This window comes from Amycolatopsis sp. NPDC004378, assembly GCF_053602455.1.
Genome location: NZ_JBSGDR010000003.1, coordinates 369,245 through 386,090, shown reverse-complemented (window position 1 = coordinate 386,090; position 16,846 = coordinate 369,245). Strand labels below are relative to the sequence as shown.

The window sequence follows — 16,846 nt, the reverse complement described above, 5'->3', positions numbered from 1 at the left end:
GCGTTCTCCCCTACTTGTGCAGGCTCCCGGCGGCGACCGGGTGCACGGTCAGTTCGCCGGGGCGCTCGTTGGGCGTCAGCAACGGGTACAGCGTCCGCCGGACGTCCGTTTCGGACAGGGACCGGGACTCGTCGACGTAGACCGCGAGCCCGAGCGCGCCGGCGTTCTCGTCGCCGGGCGGGGTGACGACCGCGCGCAGGACGCCGTCGAGCGACTCGGCCGCCGTGCGCACCGAGGAGAGCGACACCTTGTCGCCGCGGACGATCGCGAAGTCGGAGATCCGGCCGCTGAGCCACAGGTAGCCGTCGTCGTCGAGGCGGCCGACGTCGCCGGTGGCGATGGTGTCCGGCCCGACGAGCTTGCCGCGCGACACCCCGCCTTCGACCCCGACCTTGGCCCGGTACACGGTGTCGGCGGTGACGAGCACCTCCTGTTCGGCGGGGCCGCGCCCGGCGTCGCGCACGCCGAGCCGGACGCCCTGCAGCGGTGTCCCGGCCGAGGCGAACCGGCGCGAGGGCTCGCGGTGCGCGGCAAGGGTCGCCACCCGCGGTCCGGCTTCGGTGAGCCCGTAGGTCAGGTACAGCTCGAGCCCCGGGTTCTCGGTCAGCAGCCGGGCGGTGCGGTCCGGGGCGAGCGCGTTGCCGCCGACACCGAGCGCCCGCAGCCCGCGGGGCAGCCGGCCGTCGTCGGCGAGCAGGCCGGCGACGAGCAGCGGGGTCAGGGCGGAGACGGTGACGTCGTGCGCGGCGACGACGTCGCGGTAGCCGGCCGGGGTGAACGGCGGCCCGGTGACCACCAGCGACGCGCCGGTGACCAGCGCGGCCAGCACCTGGGCGACCAGCGCGTAGGAGTAGTGCATCGGCAGCGTGATCAGCATCCGGTCGGCCGGCCGCAGGCCGATGCTCCGGGCGTGCCGGGAAGCGTTGCGCCGCAACGCGGTGACGTCGTGCAGGCAGCCGGTGGCCATCCCGGACGTGCCGGAGGTGAGCAGGACGGCCTGCCCCGGCCGGTGCGTGCGGCGCGGTCCCTCGGCCAGGTGCGTGACGGCGACGTCCGTGCCGGCCGGGCGGACGAGCGCCGCGGCGCCGAGCCGGGCCGCGGTGGCACGCAGGCGCGTCGCCGGGGTCGACGCGGCCAGCAGCGTCGGGACCAGCCCGGCCAGGACCAGGGCGAAGAACACCCGGATCAGCCGGGTGCCGTTGGGCAGCGCCACGAGCACCACCGACCCCGGGGGCAGGCCGGCCGCGGCGAACCGGCGGGCGAGCTCCGCCACCCCCGGGCAGTCGCCGGTGGCACCGGGCCAGGTCGTCCGGGCGAGCAGGTCTTCGACCTCCCGCACGGTCACCGCGGTGTCGTTCACGCCGCCTCCAGGAGTTCGCAGGTGCCGCGGTGGGTGCCCGAGCGGTCGACGTGGTGGGTCACCAGCAGCACCGCGGGCGCGGCGCCGGCCAGCCACTGCGCGGCGAGCACCCGCGCGACGGGCAGGCCGTCGGACGGCGGCATCGTGAGCAGCAGGCTCGGCCCGTGCAGGCCGTGGTGCAGGCAGCTCAGCCCGACCAGGGTCCCGGGGCTCGCGGCGACGAACCGCAGCGGCGAGACCGCCTTCTTCGCGACATCGAGGGCGACCTGGCGCAGGGTGTCGCCCGTGGCGTACTCGCTGATGCCGAGGACGCCGACCCGGTCGCGGGGGCCGGACCAGTCGCGCAGGGCCTGGCCGACGAGGTCGCACACGAGCCAGGCGGACGCGTCGGCGTAGCGGATCGGCGCGCCGGGCGGGCGGGGGGCGTCCGGCGCGCGGGTCGCGGTGACCGGTTCAGGCATCGTCCCCCCGTTCGACCAGCAGGCAGGTGTTGAACCCGCCGAAGCCGAGGGTCAGGCTGATCCCGAAGCCGCCGTCGAACGCGCGGGACGCGTCGCGCGCCACCGGCAGCCGCAGCTCCGGCATCGGCTGGGTGAGGCCGAGCACCGGCGGAACGCGCCGGTCCCGCAGCGCCAGCAGCAACGTGATCGCCTCGACCACGCCGGTCGCGCCGAGCGAATGGCCCAGTGCACCCTTGGTCGCGAACACCACCGGCGGGCGCGGCACGTCGCCGAACAACCCGGCCAGGCAGGTCGCTTCGGCCTGGTCGTTGAGGACGGTCGCCGTGCCGTGGGCGTTCACGACCGCGACGTCGGCCAGGTCCAGCCCGGCGACCTCGACGCTGCGGCGGACGGCCCGCGCGGCGGCCTCCCCGTCGGGTTTCGGCGCGGTCATCCCGGCCGCGTCGTTGGTGGAACCCCAGCCGCGCAGGTACCCGTGCACGCGGGCGCCCCGGCGCCGGGCCGGGCCGGCGCGCTCGAGCACGACGTACCCGGCGCCGTCGCCGGGCAGCATCCCGCTGCGGTCGGCGTCGAACGCGCGGTGCGTCGACGAGGACAGGGTGCCCAGCAGCGAATGCCCGAGCCGCTTGCCTTCGGTCAGCAGGTCGACGCCGCCCGCGACGGCGACGTCCGCGTAGCCCGCGTTCAGCAGCTCGGCGGCGACGGCGATCGCGTCCGAGCCCGACGAGCACGCCGTCGACAGCGACACCGGCGGCCGCGTCAGGCCCAGCCGCTTGGCGGCCTCGGCCGCCCAGTCGTGCAGCGACCCCGGGTCCGCGTCGTCGATGTGCGGGCCCAGGCTGGTGCCGAGCACCAGCACCGGATCGGTGTCCTCGAGCCCGGCGTCGCGCAGGGCCGCCTCGGCCGTGAGGACGGCCAGTTCGACGTGCCGCTCCCGCGCGGTCCCCTCGGCCGGGCCGTCGGGCAGCGGGCCGGCGACGAAGCTGCGGACCTTGCTCGACCCGGGCACCACGCGCAGGCCGGAGCGCCCGGCGAGCAGGGCCCGCCAGACTTGCTCGCGGCCGGCGCCCAGTGCCGTGCGCCAGGCGGTGCCCGTCACGCAGAGCACCTGGTCGCGGTGCCGGGCTCCGGTCAGCACGGGACCTGCTCGAGGACCGCGAACGCGTTGGTGCCCCCGATCCCGGCCGACATGACCCCGGCCCGGCGCGTCACTCCGGCCGTCCACTCGCGGCCCTCGGGCACGATCGAGAACCGGTCGCCGCCCGCGGTCAGCTCCTCGATCGGGTCGCCGGTGTTCGGGGTGGCGGGCAGGAACCCGTGCTCCACCGCGTACGCCGTCTTGATCAGCGCGGCCAGCCCGGCCGCGGTGTCGGTGTGCCCGATGCTGGCCTTCACCGAGCCGACGGCGAGCGGCTGGCCTTCGGGGCCGAGCGCCTCGGTCAGCGCGGTGGCCTCGATCTGGTCGTTGACCGGGATGCCGACGCCGTGCGCCTCGACGTACCCGAGGTCGGCGCCGGTCAGCCCGGCCCCGGCCAGCGCCTTGGTGACGACCCGGATCTTGCCCTCGACGCCCGGGATGGTGAACCCGGCCTTCTGCCGCCCGTCGTTGTCGACGGCGGTGGAGCGGATCACCGCGTGGATCGGGTCGCCGTCGGCGAGCGCGTCCTCGAGCCGGCGCAGCAGCACCGCGCCGACGCCGTCACCCGGGACGGTGCCGGTCGAGGCCCGGTCGAACGGACGGCAGACGCCTTCGCTGGAGTAGATGCCGTTGGGCGTGTACTCGTAGCTGCCGTCCGTGTCCATCACCGCGACCCCGCCGGCGAGCGCGTAGTCGCACGCGCCCAGCCGCAGGCTCTGGCAGGCCAGGTGCACCACGACCAGCCCGGTCGCGCACGAGGCGTCGACCATGATGCTTTCGGCGTGCAGGTCGTGGAAGTAGGAGAAGTGCGGCCCGGCGAACGTGGCGTCCTTGTCCACTGTGGACTCGAAGGTGCCGCGTTCGACGTGCTTGGTGCGAGCCACCCCGGCGTAGAGCGCGGTCGACGGGCCGATGTCCGAGAGCCGCACTCCGGCGTCCTCGGCCGCGGCCCACAGCGCCTCGTAGAGCATGCCGTGCTGCGGGTCGCGCTCGGCCGTCTCCCGCGTGTAGCCGACCAGGCCGGCGTCGTAGCGGTTGCGGTCGGGGATCAGGCCCCACGCCGGGATATCGCGCGGCCCGTCGCCCGGAGGCACCGGGCCGCCGCGGGTGAAGCGGTCGCGCCCGGCCCGCAGGTTGTCCCAGAACTGCGTCGCGCTCGCGGCGCCGGCGTAGCGGCAGCCCATGCCGACGATCGCGATCGCGCCCGATCCAGCCTCGGTGGTCATGCCGCCGCCTCCACTTCGTCGATGGTCTCCGGCTCGGCCCGCTCGGCGGGCAGCGCCCGGCGCAGGCCCAGCACCAGCAGCGTCGCCACGACGCTCAGGACGATCATCACGCCGACGAACGCGGCACCGGACCCGATCGGCAGCAGCGCCCCGGCCACCGACGGCCCGATGACGGCGCTGGTGGACAGCGTGATCGAGAACAGCGCGTTGGCCCGGCCGCGCAGTTCTTCGCTGACGGCGTTGTTGAGCAACGTCGTCAGCAGCGGGACCACCAGGGACTCCCCGATCGACAGCAGGATCACCGCGACCGTGGCGAGCACGAGCGCCGTCATGCCGGTGTGGCCGCCGGCCAGCAGCACGAACACCCAGCACGCCGCGAACAGCACGCCGCTGGCCGCGACCAGCAGCGTCCGCGAGAACCGCTCGAGGTGCGGCATCACCAGGAACTGCACCACGGCGCAGAGGATGATGTTGACGGCGAAGGCGAACGACAGCCCGCTCGCGGTGATGGCACCGGTCTGGGTGAGGTAGCCCGGCAGGCCCGCGCGAAACTGGCCGAAGGACACCAGCGCGGACAGCAGCAGCACGGCCAGCAGCGCCAGCAGGCTCGGCGAGCGCAGCACGGCCCGGTAGCTGCCGCGGACGGCGCCGGCCTTGCTTTCGGCGTGGTGCACCCGGTTGGGCAGCGCCCGCACGGTCGCCACGGCCATCACGAAGAACGTCGCCGCGTCGATCGAGTACATCAGGAAGTACCGGCCGACCGGGCTGAGGAACGCCAGCGCGGCGAACACCCCGCCGAGGATCACGCCGATCCCCATCGCGATGTTGAGCACGCCGTAGTCCGCCGAGTACGCCGTCTCCCGCTGCTCCGGGCCCGTGGTCGCCCCGTAGGCGGCGCGCACGACGGTGCCGACCCCGCTGATCCCGAACCCGAACACGATCGCCGCCGCGACCGCGATCCAGGCCTGCCCGGCGAAGGCGAACAGCAGTGTGCCGATCCCGGCGTTGACGTTGGCCACCGGCACGACGACGTTGTAGGGCAGCCGGTCCAGCAGCATGCCGTAGGCCAGGCCGCCGAACACCGCCGCGAACGCCTGCACCGCCAGCGTCGCCGCGGGCACCCAGGTGGGCAGGTGCCGCACCTCGGTCAGGTAGATCCAGAGGAACGGCATCACCATGCCCGCGCCGAGCGCGCTGATCCCGTTGGTGAAGATCAGCAGCCGCGCCGCCCGCGGCAGGGCGGCGATCCGGCTCAGGCCCTTCATGCCGCGTTCGCCTCGAGCCGGGTGGCCACGGCGGCGGCCAATGCGGTGACCGTCTGGTGGTCGAACACCATCCGGACCGGCAGCCGCGTGCCGAGCTCCCGGCCCAGCGCCGCCATGATCCGGGTCGCGCCGAGGGAGTTGCCGCCGACGGAGAAGTAGAAGTCCTCGTCGGTGAACCGGTCGTGGCCCAGCACGCGGGCCCACGTCCGGCGGACCAGGGCTTCGAGGTCGGGCTGCGGGTGCGGAGTGGTCACGGCTGGGCTTCCTTCTGTGTGGACGGCGGAGCGGCGGCGAAGTGGGCGGCGAGCAGGCGCGGGGTGGGGTGGCCGTAGAGGTCGCGGATCCCGACGGTGAGGCCGGCTCCGCGCAGGACGGCCAGGGTCTTGGCGGCCAGCAGCGAGTTGCCGCCGCTGTCGAAGAAGTGGTCGTCCGGCCCGACCGTGGCGCCCAGCACCGAGCGCCACGCGGCCAGCACGACGTCGCCGTCCCCGGTCTCGTCGACCGGCGCGCTGCCCAGGACCGGCTCGGGCAGGGCGGCTTCGTCGAGCTTTCCGTTGACCGTCAAGGGAAGCGCGGGCACGGCCGTGAACGTCGAGGGGACCATGTACGCGGGCAGCACGGCGGCCGCGCGGGTGCGCAGGCCCGCCAGGTCGGCCCCGGAAGTGACGACGTAGGCGTCGAGGCGGGCTTCAGGGGTTCCCGGCACGGCGAGGACGACCGCGGCCGCGGCGACGTCGGGTTCGGCCAGCAGGACCTTGCGGATCTCGTCGAGCTCGATGCGGTAGCCGCGCAGCTTGACCTGGCTGTCGATCCGGCCGAGGTGCTCGAGGCGGCCGTCGGGCAGCAGCCGGCCGAGGTCACCGCTGAGGTAGCGGCGCCGTCCCGTGCCGGGGCCGGTGACGAAGCGGTGCGCCGTCAGCTCAGGACGGCCGAGGTAGCCGTGCGCGAGCCCGGCCCCGCCGACGGCGATCTCACCGGGCACCCCGGGCGGCAGCCGGCGGCCACGCGCGTCGACGACGTGGACCTCCCAGCCGGGGATCGCCCGGCCCACCGACCGCGACCCGGCCAGCGCGTCGGCGCGGGTGACCGTCTGCGCGGTCACGTGGACCGTGGTTTCGGTGATGCCGAACATGTTCACGAGCCGGCAGCGCGTCTCCGGGTAGCGGTCCAGCCACGGCAGCAGCGCGAAGGCGTCCAGCGGCTCGCCGCCGAAGACGACCAGCCGCAGGGGGAGGTCGTCGAACCTCCGCACCTGCGTCTCGATGACCTGCGCGAAGCTCGACGGCGTCTGGTTGAGGACGGTGACGCGCTCGTCGCGCAGCAGGGCGGCGAACTCGTCGGGCGACCGGCGCGTCCACTCCGGCACGACCACGACCCGGCCGCCGGTGAGCAGCGGGCCCCAGATCTCCCAGACGGAGAAGTCGAAGGCGACCGAGTGGAACCACGTCCAGACGTCGGTGTCGCCGAGCCCGAAGTCGCCGGCGGTGCCGGAGACGAGGTCGACGACGTTGCGGTGCGGGACGACGACGCCCTTGGGGCGGCCGGTCGAGCCGGAGGTGTAGATGACGTAGGCGGGATCGCCGGAACCGGCGAGCCCGGCCGGCACCTCGCCGTCGGCGGGCAGTTCGGCCGACGGGACGCCGGGCAGGCGGCCCGCGGACGCCTGGTCGGTGACCACGAGCGCGAGCCCGGCGTCTTCGGCGATGTAGGCGAGGCGCTGGTCGGGGTAGGCGGGATCGAGCGGCACGTACACGGCGCCGGCCCGCAGCACGCCGAGCAGCAGCGCGACGAGCGCGGCACCGCGTTCGTGCACGATGCCGACCCGGTCGCCGGGCCGGATGCCGCGGGCGCGCAGCCCGGCGGCGAACCGGTCACCGCGCGCGGCGAGTTCGGTGTAGGTGAGGCGCTCGTCGTCACCGGAAACCGCGGTCGCCGGCCCACGCCGGGTGGCCTGCTCGGCGAAGACTTCGGTGATGGTGCGCGGATCGCCTGCGGCAGGCGGGGCCGGTTCGGGTCCGGCGTCGAGGGCGATGTCGGCCAGCGGCCGATCCTGGTCGCCGTCGCGGAGTTCGGCGAGCACGGCTTGGAGGTGCCGTCCGAGCTGGGCCGCCGCCCAGGGCGCGACGGCGTCTTCGGCGAACCGGCAAGTGGCGCGGCCGCCGAGGACGTGCACGGTCAGCGGGAACGGCGACACTCGTGCCGGGCCCGCCTCGATGCCGACACGAGGGACGTCGCGGGTGGTGCCGGCGGGCGCGGCGGCGGTCTGCTTGCGGAAGACGCCGACCGGCTGGTCTTCCTCGACGGTCACGAGGGTGGCGCCGCCGGGCACACCGAAGGCCAGCGTCGACGCGCGGGCGTAGCGGCCGAGTACGAGCCCGAGCGCGGCGAGCACGTCGGCGGGGTCGGCCGGCCCCAGGTCCACAGTGGACGCCGGGCCCGGACCCGCCAGGTGGGCCAAGGGGTCCGGGACCGCCGCGGTCACGGCCGTGCCCCTTCGCCCGCCAGTGCGCTTTCCAGCAGCGCCACCAGCGGCTGCCACTGCTCGACCAGGTACATGTGGCCGCCGGGAAGCTCCTCGGCCCGCCAGGCCGCCGACGTCGCTTCGGCCCAGCCGGCGGCGGCCGCCGCGGACACCAGTTCGTCGTCGGCGCCGCGGATCGAGACGATCGGGAACGCGACGGGCCCCGTGTGGTCCGGCTGGTAGGTCTCGTCGACCGCGACGTCGCCGCGCAGCGCGGGCAGGAGCAGCTCTCGCAGGTCCGGGTCGGCCAGCGCGGGATGCCGGTAGCCGGCGAGGTCGGCGACCGCCTCGACGAACTCGTCGTCGGGCAGTCCGGCGATCGGCGCCGGCCGCCGGACCGCGGGAGGCGCCGCGCCGCTGACGAACAGCGTCAGGTCCGTGCCGGGCTGTTCGCGGGCGATCAGGCGGGCCGCTTCGTAGGCGACGCGCGCGCCGAAGGAGTGGCCGAAGACGCCGACCCGGCCGGCCGCGCCGGCTTCGCGCAGGACGTCCTCGGCGATCGCGTCGAGCAGGTGCGTCATGGTGGTCGCCGGTTCTTCGGCGAAGCGGCGTTCCTTGCCCGGCAGTTCGACGGCGGCGAACCGCAGTGCGGCCGACGCGGCCGGCCATGCCTGGAAGAAGCTCGGCCCCGCGCCCGCGGGCGGGAAGCACAGGACGGGCACGCCGTTCGTCATCGTCGTCCCCTCACTCGAACCGGTTGCCCTCGGCGATGGCCGCGGACGCGGCCTCCCAGGTCGCGCGGAAGGCGGCCGGGGTGTCGCCTTCGATCCAGACGTTCTGCAGGCGCCCGTGCAGGCCGGTGCGGTAGTCGAGCACGTCGCCGACCACCCGGCGGGGGTCGACCCGCCAGACGCCGGGCACCCGCAGCAGCTCGGCGGGGTCGGCGAGCGCGGTGAGCCGGCGGGCCTCGGCCGGGAACTGGGTGAAGACGCAGCCCGCGTAGCCGGTGGGGACGACCGGGCGGCGCTCGGCCTTGCCGGCGGCCAGTTCCAGGGCCAGGCGCACGGGGTTCAGGTCGCTCACGCGCGGCACGATCGAGGAGAGGAACCCGCCGAGCCTGCCGTTGACCTCGATCAGCCGCGGGCCGCCGGCGGTCAGCTTGAACTCCATGTGCGCGAGGCCGTTCGTGACGCCCAGCGTGGTCAGGATGTCCGCGGCACGGTCGATCGCGAGCTGCTGGGTCTCCCACGACAGCAGCGACGGCCCGGTCATCCCGCCGTCGCGCAGCGGCGGGAGCAGCGGGAACCGGTCCGACAACCAGAACGGCCAGTGCTCGCCTTCGCCGAGGGTGGCCATTTCGACCGAGAAGTGGTCGCCGAGCCAGTCCTCGCGGTCGTGCGGGACGCCGATCAGGCGTTCCTCCAGCAGCCACGTCCCCGCCGCGGCCGTCCGGGGGCCCGCGGTCTCCGCCGCCTCGGCCAGTGCCGCGCGCAGTTCGGTCTCGTCGTCGACGGGGAAGATGTTGAAGCTGCCGTTGCCGCGCACCGGTTTGAGCACCGCGGGGAAGCCGACTTCGGCGATCGCGGCGACGAGCCCGGCTTCGTCGCCGAAGGGCACGGCTCGCACGGCGAGCCCGGTGCCGGCCAGCCGCGCGCGCTGGACGTCCTTGCGGGTCACGGCTTCGGCGGTCGCTTCGTCGTGGCCGGGCAGGCCCAGCCGGGTGGCGACCGCGGCGACCAGCGGGAGCCATTCGTCCTCGACGGTCACCACGCCGTCGACGCCGAGGGCGGCCAGCTCCGCGGCGATCGCGTCCGGGCCGGCCCCGGCCGCGTCGACGACCTCGGCCAGGTCGGCGACGCCTTCCCGCTCGGCTGCCGTCCACGGCTGCGGGCCCGCGTTGACGACGACCAGCTCGCACCAGTCGTCCGCCGCGTCGAGCAGGTCCGGCAGGGCGGACGCGTCGGCCGATTCGAACACCGCCACCTTGATCATGACGCCGGCTCCCGCCGCCTGGTGTATTCGCGGGTCTCGCCGTCCGTCCGCACGAGCGTGAACCCGGTCTTCTCCAGCACGCGCCGCGAGGGCAGGTGGTCCTCCTCGGTTTCGGCGCGCACGGTGGTGACGCCCGGCTGGCCGAACGTCCACTCCAGCAGCGCTTCGACGGCTTCGGTCGCCAGCCCGCGGCCCTGGAACGGCTCGATCAGGCCGTAGCCGATCTCGACCGAGCCGTCGGCGTCGGGCGCCGAGTGGAAGCCGATGTCGCCGACCGCGAGCCCGGATTCGCGGTCGACGATCTGGTAGAGGCCGAACCCCGGCCGGTAGGCGTCCGCGGTGACCATCCGCAGCACCAGCTTCGCGCCGCCGACGGTGCCGTCGAACGGGTAGCCGGGCGCCCACGCCCACCGGTCCCCGGCGGGCTCGCCGGCCAGGATCGCGCGGACCTCGTCGAAGGCGACCTCGCGCAGGGTGGTCCGCGGCGTGGCCAGGACCGTGAGCGGCGCGCCGGCGGGTGTGGGGTGTTCCGTTTTCTGCGTCATGCCGCCTCTTCGTCGGGGATCGTCGCGCTCATGGCGCGGTAGACCGCGGTGTTCTGCAACCACAGCTTGGGGAACAGCGGCCGCACGGCCAGCCGCTCCAGGTCGGAGATGGACTTCCCGCGCATGCTGCGGGGGCGGGCGCCGTCCTCGTCCTGCTCGTCGGCGGCGCGGGGCTGGCCCCCGAGCATCTGCCAGACGAGGTTGAGGTGGACCTGCTTCCATTCGAGGACCTGGGTGTCGAACCGCTGCAGGCCGAGCATGACGTCGGCGAGCTGCGCGACGCGCCCGGTGGCGCGGGAGTCCGGATGGGTCGCTTCGACCAGGTCGGCCGGGGTCGCCCCGGCGTCGGCGGTGGCGGCCTCGAAGGCGGCCCACACGGCGTGCGCGGCGCGGCGGACGTTGCGCGAGCCGGGCGAGGCGAGCCCGGAGGCCGCGCCGGCGAGGTCGTCGCGCATGCGCAGGAACGAGACCTGGGTGAGGGAGTTCGCCATGACGCGCAGGCACTCGACGGTGAGCGACGCGACGTCGGCGCACCGCACCAGCAGGCGGCCCGCGGCGATCGCGTCGCCCCGGTCGAGGGCGGCGGTCAGGTCGCACAGGCTGTGGTGCACGGCGACCCAGCAGTACTCGGTCAGCAGGTGCACGAGCTGGAAGAACCGGTGGTCGGAGTGCAGCAGCTCGTCCTCGGGAATGAGGGCGGAGAGGGCGGCGGTCAGCCTGATCTCGGTCTCGTAACCGCTGCCGCGGTCGAATTCGTAACGAAGCCGCGGATTCGATTGCGACGGATTGAGCGTCCGCACCTCACGGTCGCCGACTCCGTCTGCCGACCCTGCCACGAAATACCCCCACGCGAAATCCGACGGCGAATACCCGTGCTCCACAAGGTGTCAGCCTGATGTCGATCAGGGCAACCGAAACGATTGGTGATGCACATCACAGCATTCTGGAATACGCTTCCGGTCTTATCGGCGTGCCGCTTCGAATGCGCAGAAATGGAGAAGCCGGGTGTCCGCGGCTGGCTAAAGTCGATTTCGTCAGCTGTGCCGGGTGCGTGCGGACGGGGAGCGAGAGTGCCGGAAGACGACGGCGCGACGCATGTCGCGGTGGTGAACGACGAAGAGCAGTACTCGGTCTGGCCCGCCGGGCTCGCGCTGCCGCCGGGCTGGCGCGCGGCCGGGTTCGCCGGCACCGAGGAAGCCTGCCTCGACCACGTCGCCGGCACGTGGCGCGACATCGCCCCGCGCTCGGTCCGCCGGTCCGCATGAGCCGCCACGCGGTGCTCGGCGGCGGCGGGGTCGGGCTCGCCCTCGCGGCCGCGCTGGCCCGCGGCGGCGAGACCGTGACGCTCCTCGTGCGGCCCTCCGCGCTCCCCCGCCACCCCGGCGCCGTCACCGTGCACCACGGGACCCGCGAGAGCTTCACGGTCGCGGTCCCGGCCGCGGCGCGGCTCGCCGAGCCCGTCGACGTGCTGTGGATCTGCGTCAAGCACCCCGACCTGGCCGGCGCGCTGACGAGCGTCGCGGCCGAACCCGGCGTCGTCGTCCCGCTGCTCAACGGGCTCGACCACCTGCCGCCGCTGCGGGCGCGGTTCGGCGGCCGCGTGGTCGCGGGCGCGATCCGGATCGAGGCCGCCCGCACCGCGCCCGGCGAGGTCCGGCAGGAGTCCCTGTTCACCGAGATCGAGCTGGCCGGCCCGCCCGGCGTCGTCTCGGCGGCGCTGGCGGCGGCCGGGATCGGCTGCGCCGACGGCGGCTCGGCGGCCGACGTCCTGTGGCGCAAGCTCGCCCTGCTGGCCCCCCTGGCCCTCGCGACGTCGTGCGCGGCCGGGCCGCTCGAGCGGGTCCGGGCCGACGACGAGCTGACCCGGCTGATGGTCGCCTGCGCGGAGGAAGCCTGCGCGGTGGGACGGGCCGAAGGTGCCCGCCTGGACCGCGGCCGCGTCCTGCGCGCGCTGACCCGCGCACCCGGCCGGACCCGCACGTCGCTGCAGCGCGACACCGAACGCGGCACGCCCGGCGAACTCGACGCGATCGCCGGCCCGATCCACGCGGCCGGCCGCCGGAGGGGCATCCCGACCCCGGCCACCGACCGGCTCGCGCACCAGGCGGGCACGCTCCTGCCCGCCGGAACCCGAGAGTGAGGCAAGCGCCCATGTCGCCGAAGACCGCCCTGGAGAACACGCTGCGGGAAATCCTCGTCGCCGACCTGTACGTCGACGTCCCCGACGGCGGCATCCACGCCGACGACAGCCTGCAGGAGACCCTCGGGCTCGACTCCCTCGGGTTCATCGAGCTGCGCGCCCGCTGCGAGCAGCAGTTCGGCGTGGCCATCTCCGACACCGACTTCTCGCCGGTGAACTTCCGGTCCATCAGCACCCTCGCCGACTTCGTCGTGCGGCGCCAGGCCGGCAACTGAAAGGATCACTGTGATCGAGGCACGTAGGCCGGCGACGGCCGAGCAGGCCGAGGTGTGGCTCGCCATGCAGCGGGAGCCGGAGTCCGCCCGGTTCACCATCCCGCTCGACCTCGAGTTCACCCCCGGCGCCGACGTCGCGGTCCTGCGGGCCGCGCTCGCCGACGTCGTCGAGCGGCACCCCAACCTGCGCAGTGCCTTCCGCACCGAGGACGGCGAACTCGTGCAGGTGGTGCACGCCCGGCCGCCCGTGCCGTTCGTCGAACACCGGCGACCCGGCCGCTACGACCGCGCCGCGGCGCTGGAGTGGGCCGCGGCGGTCGCGACGCAGCCGTTCGACCTCGCGTCCGAGCCGCTCGTGCGGGGCACGCTGCTGACCGCCGACGGCGGCGCGCTGTTCGTGCTGGCCGTGCACCACATCGTGTCCGACGGCTGGTCGCAGGGCATCCTGGTGCGCGACCTCGCGCACGCCTACGCCTCGCGCGCCGCCGGGAACCCGCCGTGGGCCGCGCCGCTGCCGGCCGAGACGTCCACTGTGGACGCCCCGCCGGCCGAGGTCACCGCCTACTGGACGGGCCTGTTGGCCGACCAGCCGCCGTCGCTCGCGCCGATCGCGGACCTGAACCGTCCCGGTTCGGTGCCGGGGGTGGCCGGGTTCCGCGAGAGCGTCCTGTCCGGCGAGGTCCTCGACCGCGTCCGCGCGGTGGCCCGTGAGCGGCTCGCTTCTCCCGCGGTGGTCGTGCTGAGCGCGTGGCTGACCCTGCTGCACGCGTGGAGCGCCACCGCCGACGGCACCACGGGCATGCTGTTCGCCTCGCGCACCCCCGAGAACGAAGACCGGATCGACCTGCTGGCCCGGGTGCTGCCGGTGCGCAGCAAGCTCGACTTCGGCGACTCCTTCGCGACCCTGGTCGACCGCGTCCGCGACCAGATGCTCGACTCGCTGGAGCACTCGGACGTGCCCTCGGCGGACCTGCGCGAGATCCGGCGGGCCGGCGGCGCGGCGCTCATCGACAACAGCGTCTTCATGTACTTCCCGGAGGAGGAGCAGGCCTGGACCGTCGGCGGCACGACGGTCCGGGTCGTCGAACACGAGACGGCGGCCGGGAAGTACGACCTGTCGCTGGCCGCGCTCGAGGGCGAGGCGCACATCCGGCTGCGCGTCGACCACGACACCCTGGTCTACCGGGACAGCACGGCCGAGCTGCTGCTGGCGCAGCTGGTCAAGCTTCTCACCGACGCCGTCGCCGACCCGGCCGCGAGCTGCGGGGCGCTGGTGGCCGCGTGCGACCCGTTCGTGCCGGCGCGGCCGGCCACCGAACGCGAGCCGGTCAACCGCGTCCTGCTGCCCGACATGGTGCGCCGGCACGCGGAGCGGCGCCCGGACGCGGTGGCGGTGCGCTACCACGACGAAGTGCTCACCTACGCCGAGCTCGTCGCGCGGGCGGCGTCGGTGGCGAACTGGCTGCGGGCCGAAGGGGCGGGCGCGGAGTCGCTGGTGGCGCTGCTGCTGCCGCCGGGCCCGGCGTCGGTCGTGTTCTGGCTGGGCACGCTGATGGCCGGCGCGGCGTACGTGCCGCTGGACCCGGCCTACCCCGACGCGCAGTTGCAGATGGTGATCGACGACGCCCGCCCCCGGCTGGTGATCGGCGCGCCCGGGTTCGTCGAGCGGGTGCGGTTGCCCAAGTGCCCGATCTACCTCGTCGACGAGGCGCTCGCCGAGGCCGCCCGCCACCCGGCGACGCCGCCCGAGGTCGAGATCGACCCGGCTTCGGTGTTCAACGTCCTCTACACGTCCGGTTCGACCGGCCGGCCCAAGGGCGTCGTGTGGCCGCACTCGGGGTTCATCCGGCTGCTGGACCGGCCGGACTTCGTGCCGCTGCACCACACCGACGTCGTCTCGCAGCTGTCCCCGCTGAACTTCGACGGCGCGACCTACGAGGTCTGGGGCGCGCTCACGCACGGCGCCGAGCTGGTGATCTTCGACAAGGAGCTGACGCTGAGCCCGCCGGAGCTGCGGACGGCGTTCCGCGAACGCGGGATCACGACGCTGATCGTGTCGACGCCGTTGCTGAACCGGCTGATCGAGGACGTGCCCGACCTGTTCCCCGGGCTGCGCCGGGTGTACTTCGGCGGGGAGATCATCTCGGTGCCGCACATGGAAAAGGCGTTGCGCTGGTGCGCGCCCGGCACCCTGCTGCACAGCTACGGGCCGACGGAGAACTCGTTCACCACGACGTGGATGCCGGTCACCGAGATCGAGGAGCACACGCGCACGCTGCCGATCGGCTCGGTGGTCCCGGAGACCGACGGCTACGTCGTGTTCGACCACGCCACGATGCGCCAGGCGCCCCGCGGCGTGCCCGGTGAGCTGCTGCTGGGCGGCACCGGCGTCACGCGCGGGTACCTGGGCAACCCCCGCGAGACGGCGCGCCGGTTCATCCCGGACCCGTACTCGGGCGTGCCGGGCGCGCGTCTGTACCGCACGGGTGACCGGGTGCGGTGGCTGCCGGACGGCCGGCTGGAGTTCATCGGCCGCAACGACAACCAGGTGAAGATCCGCAGCCAGCGCGTCGAGCTCGGCGAAGTCGAGTCGGCCCTGGCGGCGCACGCCTCGGTGGAGGCGGCGTTCGTCCGGGTGTGCCTCAACAGCCGCGGTGAGAAGGAGATCGCGGCGTACGTCGTGTTCGGCCCGGGCGGCACGGTGGAAGAGCTGCGCCGGCACGCGCGGGAGGTGCTGCCGGCGTTCGCGGTGCCGCGGTTCCTGGTGCCGCTGGACCGGATGCCGCTGACACCGAACGGCAAGATCGACCGCCGCCGGCTGCCCGAGGTGGACGCGGCCACGCAGCCGGCGCCTGTGGTGCCCGCCGCCCCGGTCATCGCTCCGGTCGCCGCCACGGCGGAGTCCACAGTGGACCTGGTGCGCGCGGCGTGGGCGGAGCTGCTGGAGCACGACACGTTCGCGATGGACGACAACTTCTTCGACGTCGGCGGGCACTCGCTGATCCTGGTCAAGCTGCAGGCCGGACTGCGGTCGCGGTTCACCTCGGCCCCGACGATCGGTGATCTCCTGCGGCACACGACGGTCCGGGCCCAGGTGGCGTTGCTGACGAACGTCGCACCGCGGGAGGCGGCCTCGCCCAGCGCCCCGGTTACGGCTGCTCCCGTCGTCTCGCGGCTGCCGGAAGTCTCCCCGGCGCCGCTTCCGCTCGGTGGCCGTCAGGTCCTGGCGGTGTCGGCGGCGGCCGAGCCGGTGCTCGCCGAAGCGCGTCGCCAACTGGCCGAGCACCTCTCGCGCACTCCGGGGCTCGACCTCGCGGGCGTCGCGGCCACCCTGGACCGCGGCCGCGAACGGTTCCCCCACCGCTTCGCCGTCGTCGCCGACGACGTCGCCGAAGCCGTGGCCGGGCTGCGAGCCGGCGGGGTGGCCGGGGTCGTCGACCGGACCCGGCCGGTCCGCCTGGTCTTCGCCTTCGACCGGACACCCCTCGCCGAGCAGCACGCGCTGCTCGAGGCGTTGACCGCCCGGGGCGCGACCCCGGACGTCGTGACCGGCGACGGCACCGGGCACATCGCCGCCGCGGTCGCGGCCGGGGCGTTGTCCTACGCCGACGGCGCGCGCCTGGCCTCACCCGACGACGTCACCTTCGCCCCGCCGGCCGTGCCGGTCGCCACCGCGGGCGGCATCCTGCCCGCCGGGCGGCCGATCGACACCCGGCTGTGGGCCAAGCACCTCGCCGCGCCCCCGGACGCGACCGCGTCGCTGCTCGCCGCCACGGGCGGCCGGGCGGCCGTGGTCGTCGACTTCGGCGGGGGGTTCGCCGACGCGATTTCGGCGCGCCCGGAGCTCACGGCGGTGTCCACATCGGACGTCCACACGGCACTGGCCGGGCTGTGGTGCGCCGGGGTGGACGTCGAGCTCGCCGACCGGCGGGCGCGGCGCGTCCGGCTGCCCGGGTACCCCTTCGCCCGCCCGGCCTGAGCCG

General features: G+C 74.6%; 15 protein-coding genes. 4 read left to right on the top strand and 11 right to left on the bottom strand.

Going from position 1 to position 16,846, the window contains the following annotated elements; genetic code table 11:
- Positions 1-10: 10 nt before the first annotated feature.
- Genes ACWEN0_RS13425 through ACWEN0_RS13375 form a run of 11 tightly spaced genes read right to left on the bottom strand, consistent with a single transcriptional unit; the run spans position 11 to position 11,248 of the window.
- Positions 11-1,360 carry a class I adenylate-forming enzyme family protein gene (locus ACWEN0_RS13425; protein WP_451972698.1) on the bottom strand — a complete coding sequence of 450 codons (1,350 nt, stop codon included), beginning with the start codon at positions 1,358-1,360 and terminating at the stop codon, positions 11-13.
- On the bottom strand, positions 1,357-1,821 hold the full coding sequence (locus ACWEN0_RS13420) for a hypothetical protein (protein WP_451972696.1): 465 nt from the start codon (positions 1,819-1,821) through the stop codon (positions 1,357-1,359). Before ACWEN0_RS13420 ends, ACWEN0_RS13425 begins: the two co-directional genes overlap by 4 nt.
- Positions 1,814-2,959 carry a beta-ketoacyl-[acyl-carrier-protein] synthase family protein gene (locus tag ACWEN0_RS13415; protein ID WP_451972694.1) on the bottom strand — a complete coding sequence of 382 codons (1,146 nt, stop codon included), beginning with the start codon at positions 2,957-2,959 and terminating at the stop codon, positions 1,814-1,816. Before ACWEN0_RS13415 ends, ACWEN0_RS13420 begins: the two co-directional genes overlap by 8 nt.
- Positions 2,953-4,185 carry a beta-ketoacyl [acyl carrier protein] synthase domain-containing protein gene (locus ACWEN0_RS13410; RefSeq protein WP_451972692.1) on the bottom strand — a complete coding sequence of 411 codons (1,233 nt, stop codon included), beginning with the start codon at positions 4,183-4,185 and terminating at the stop codon, positions 2,953-2,955. The genes ACWEN0_RS13415 and ACWEN0_RS13410 overlap by 7 nt, the downstream gene beginning before the upstream one ends.
- Entirely contained in the window at positions 4,182-5,450 is a 1,269-nt protein-coding gene (locus ACWEN0_RS13405; RefSeq protein WP_451972690.1) for an MFS transporter, read from the bottom strand. Before ACWEN0_RS13405 ends, ACWEN0_RS13410 begins: the two co-directional genes overlap by 4 nt.
- Positions 5,447-5,704, bottom strand: a complete 258-nt coding sequence (locus ACWEN0_RS13400; protein WP_451972688.1) for an acyl carrier protein — start codon at positions 5,702-5,704, stop codon at positions 5,447-5,449. The genes ACWEN0_RS13405 and ACWEN0_RS13400 overlap by 4 nt, the downstream gene beginning before the upstream one ends.
- Positions 5,701-7,932 carry a non-ribosomal peptide synthetase gene (locus tag ACWEN0_RS13395; protein WP_451972686.1) on the bottom strand — a complete coding sequence of 744 codons (2,232 nt, stop codon included), beginning with the start codon at positions 7,930-7,932 and terminating at the stop codon, positions 5,701-5,703. Before ACWEN0_RS13395 ends, ACWEN0_RS13400 begins: the two co-directional genes overlap by 4 nt.
- Positions 7,929-8,645, bottom strand: a complete 717-nt coding sequence (locus ACWEN0_RS13390; protein WP_451972684.1) for a thioesterase II family protein — start codon at positions 8,643-8,645, stop codon at positions 7,929-7,931. Before ACWEN0_RS13390 ends, ACWEN0_RS13395 begins: the two co-directional genes overlap by 4 nt.
- Positions 8,646-8,655: 10 nt before the next feature.
- Positions 8,656-9,903 (bottom strand): ATP-grasp domain-containing protein, encoded by a 1,248-nt coding sequence (locus ACWEN0_RS13385; protein WP_451972683.1) that lies wholly within the window; start codon positions 9,901-9,903, stop codon positions 8,656-8,658.
- Positions 9,900-10,448: a GNAT family N-acetyltransferase gene (locus tag ACWEN0_RS13380; protein WP_451972682.1), complete on the bottom strand. Its 549-nt coding sequence runs from the start codon at positions 10,446-10,448 to the stop codon at positions 9,900-9,902. The genes ACWEN0_RS13385 and ACWEN0_RS13380 overlap by 4 nt, the downstream gene beginning before the upstream one ends.
- The gene (locus tag ACWEN0_RS13375; protein WP_451972680.1) at positions 10,445-11,248 is read right to left on the bottom strand and encodes a hypothetical protein; all 804 of its coding nucleotides are present in this window, start codon (positions 11,246-11,248) and stop codon (positions 10,445-10,447) included. Before ACWEN0_RS13375 ends, ACWEN0_RS13380 begins: the two co-directional genes overlap by 4 nt.
- A 270-nt stretch (positions 11,249-11,518) precedes the next feature.
- Between ACWEN0_RS13375 and ACWEN0_RS13370 the strand changes: the two genes are divergently transcribed.
- Genes ACWEN0_RS13370 through ACWEN0_RS13355 form a run of 4 tightly spaced genes read left to right on the top strand, consistent with a single transcriptional unit; the run spans position 11,519 to position 16,842 of the window.
- Positions 11,519-11,713, top strand: a complete 195-nt coding sequence (locus ACWEN0_RS13370; RefSeq protein ID WP_451972678.1) for an MbtH family protein — start codon at positions 11,519-11,521, stop codon at positions 11,711-11,713.
- Positions 11,710-12,588 (top strand): ketopantoate reductase family protein, encoded by an 879-nt coding sequence (locus tag ACWEN0_RS13365; RefSeq protein WP_451972676.1) that lies wholly within the window; start codon positions 11,710-11,712, stop codon positions 12,586-12,588. The genes ACWEN0_RS13370 and ACWEN0_RS13365 overlap by 4 nt, the downstream gene beginning before the upstream one ends.
- Before the next feature lie 11 nt (positions 12,589-12,599).
- Positions 12,600-12,863, top strand: a complete 264-nt coding sequence (locus ACWEN0_RS13360) for an acyl carrier protein (RefSeq protein WP_451972674.1) — start codon at positions 12,600-12,602, stop codon at positions 12,861-12,863.
- Positions 12,864-12,873: 10 nt separating this feature from the next.
- Positions 12,874-16,842 (top strand): non-ribosomal peptide synthetase, encoded by a 3,969-nt coding sequence (locus ACWEN0_RS13355; protein ID WP_451972672.1) that lies wholly within the window; start codon positions 12,874-12,876, stop codon positions 16,840-16,842.
- The last annotated feature ends 4 nt before the right edge of the window (positions 16,843-16,846 follow it).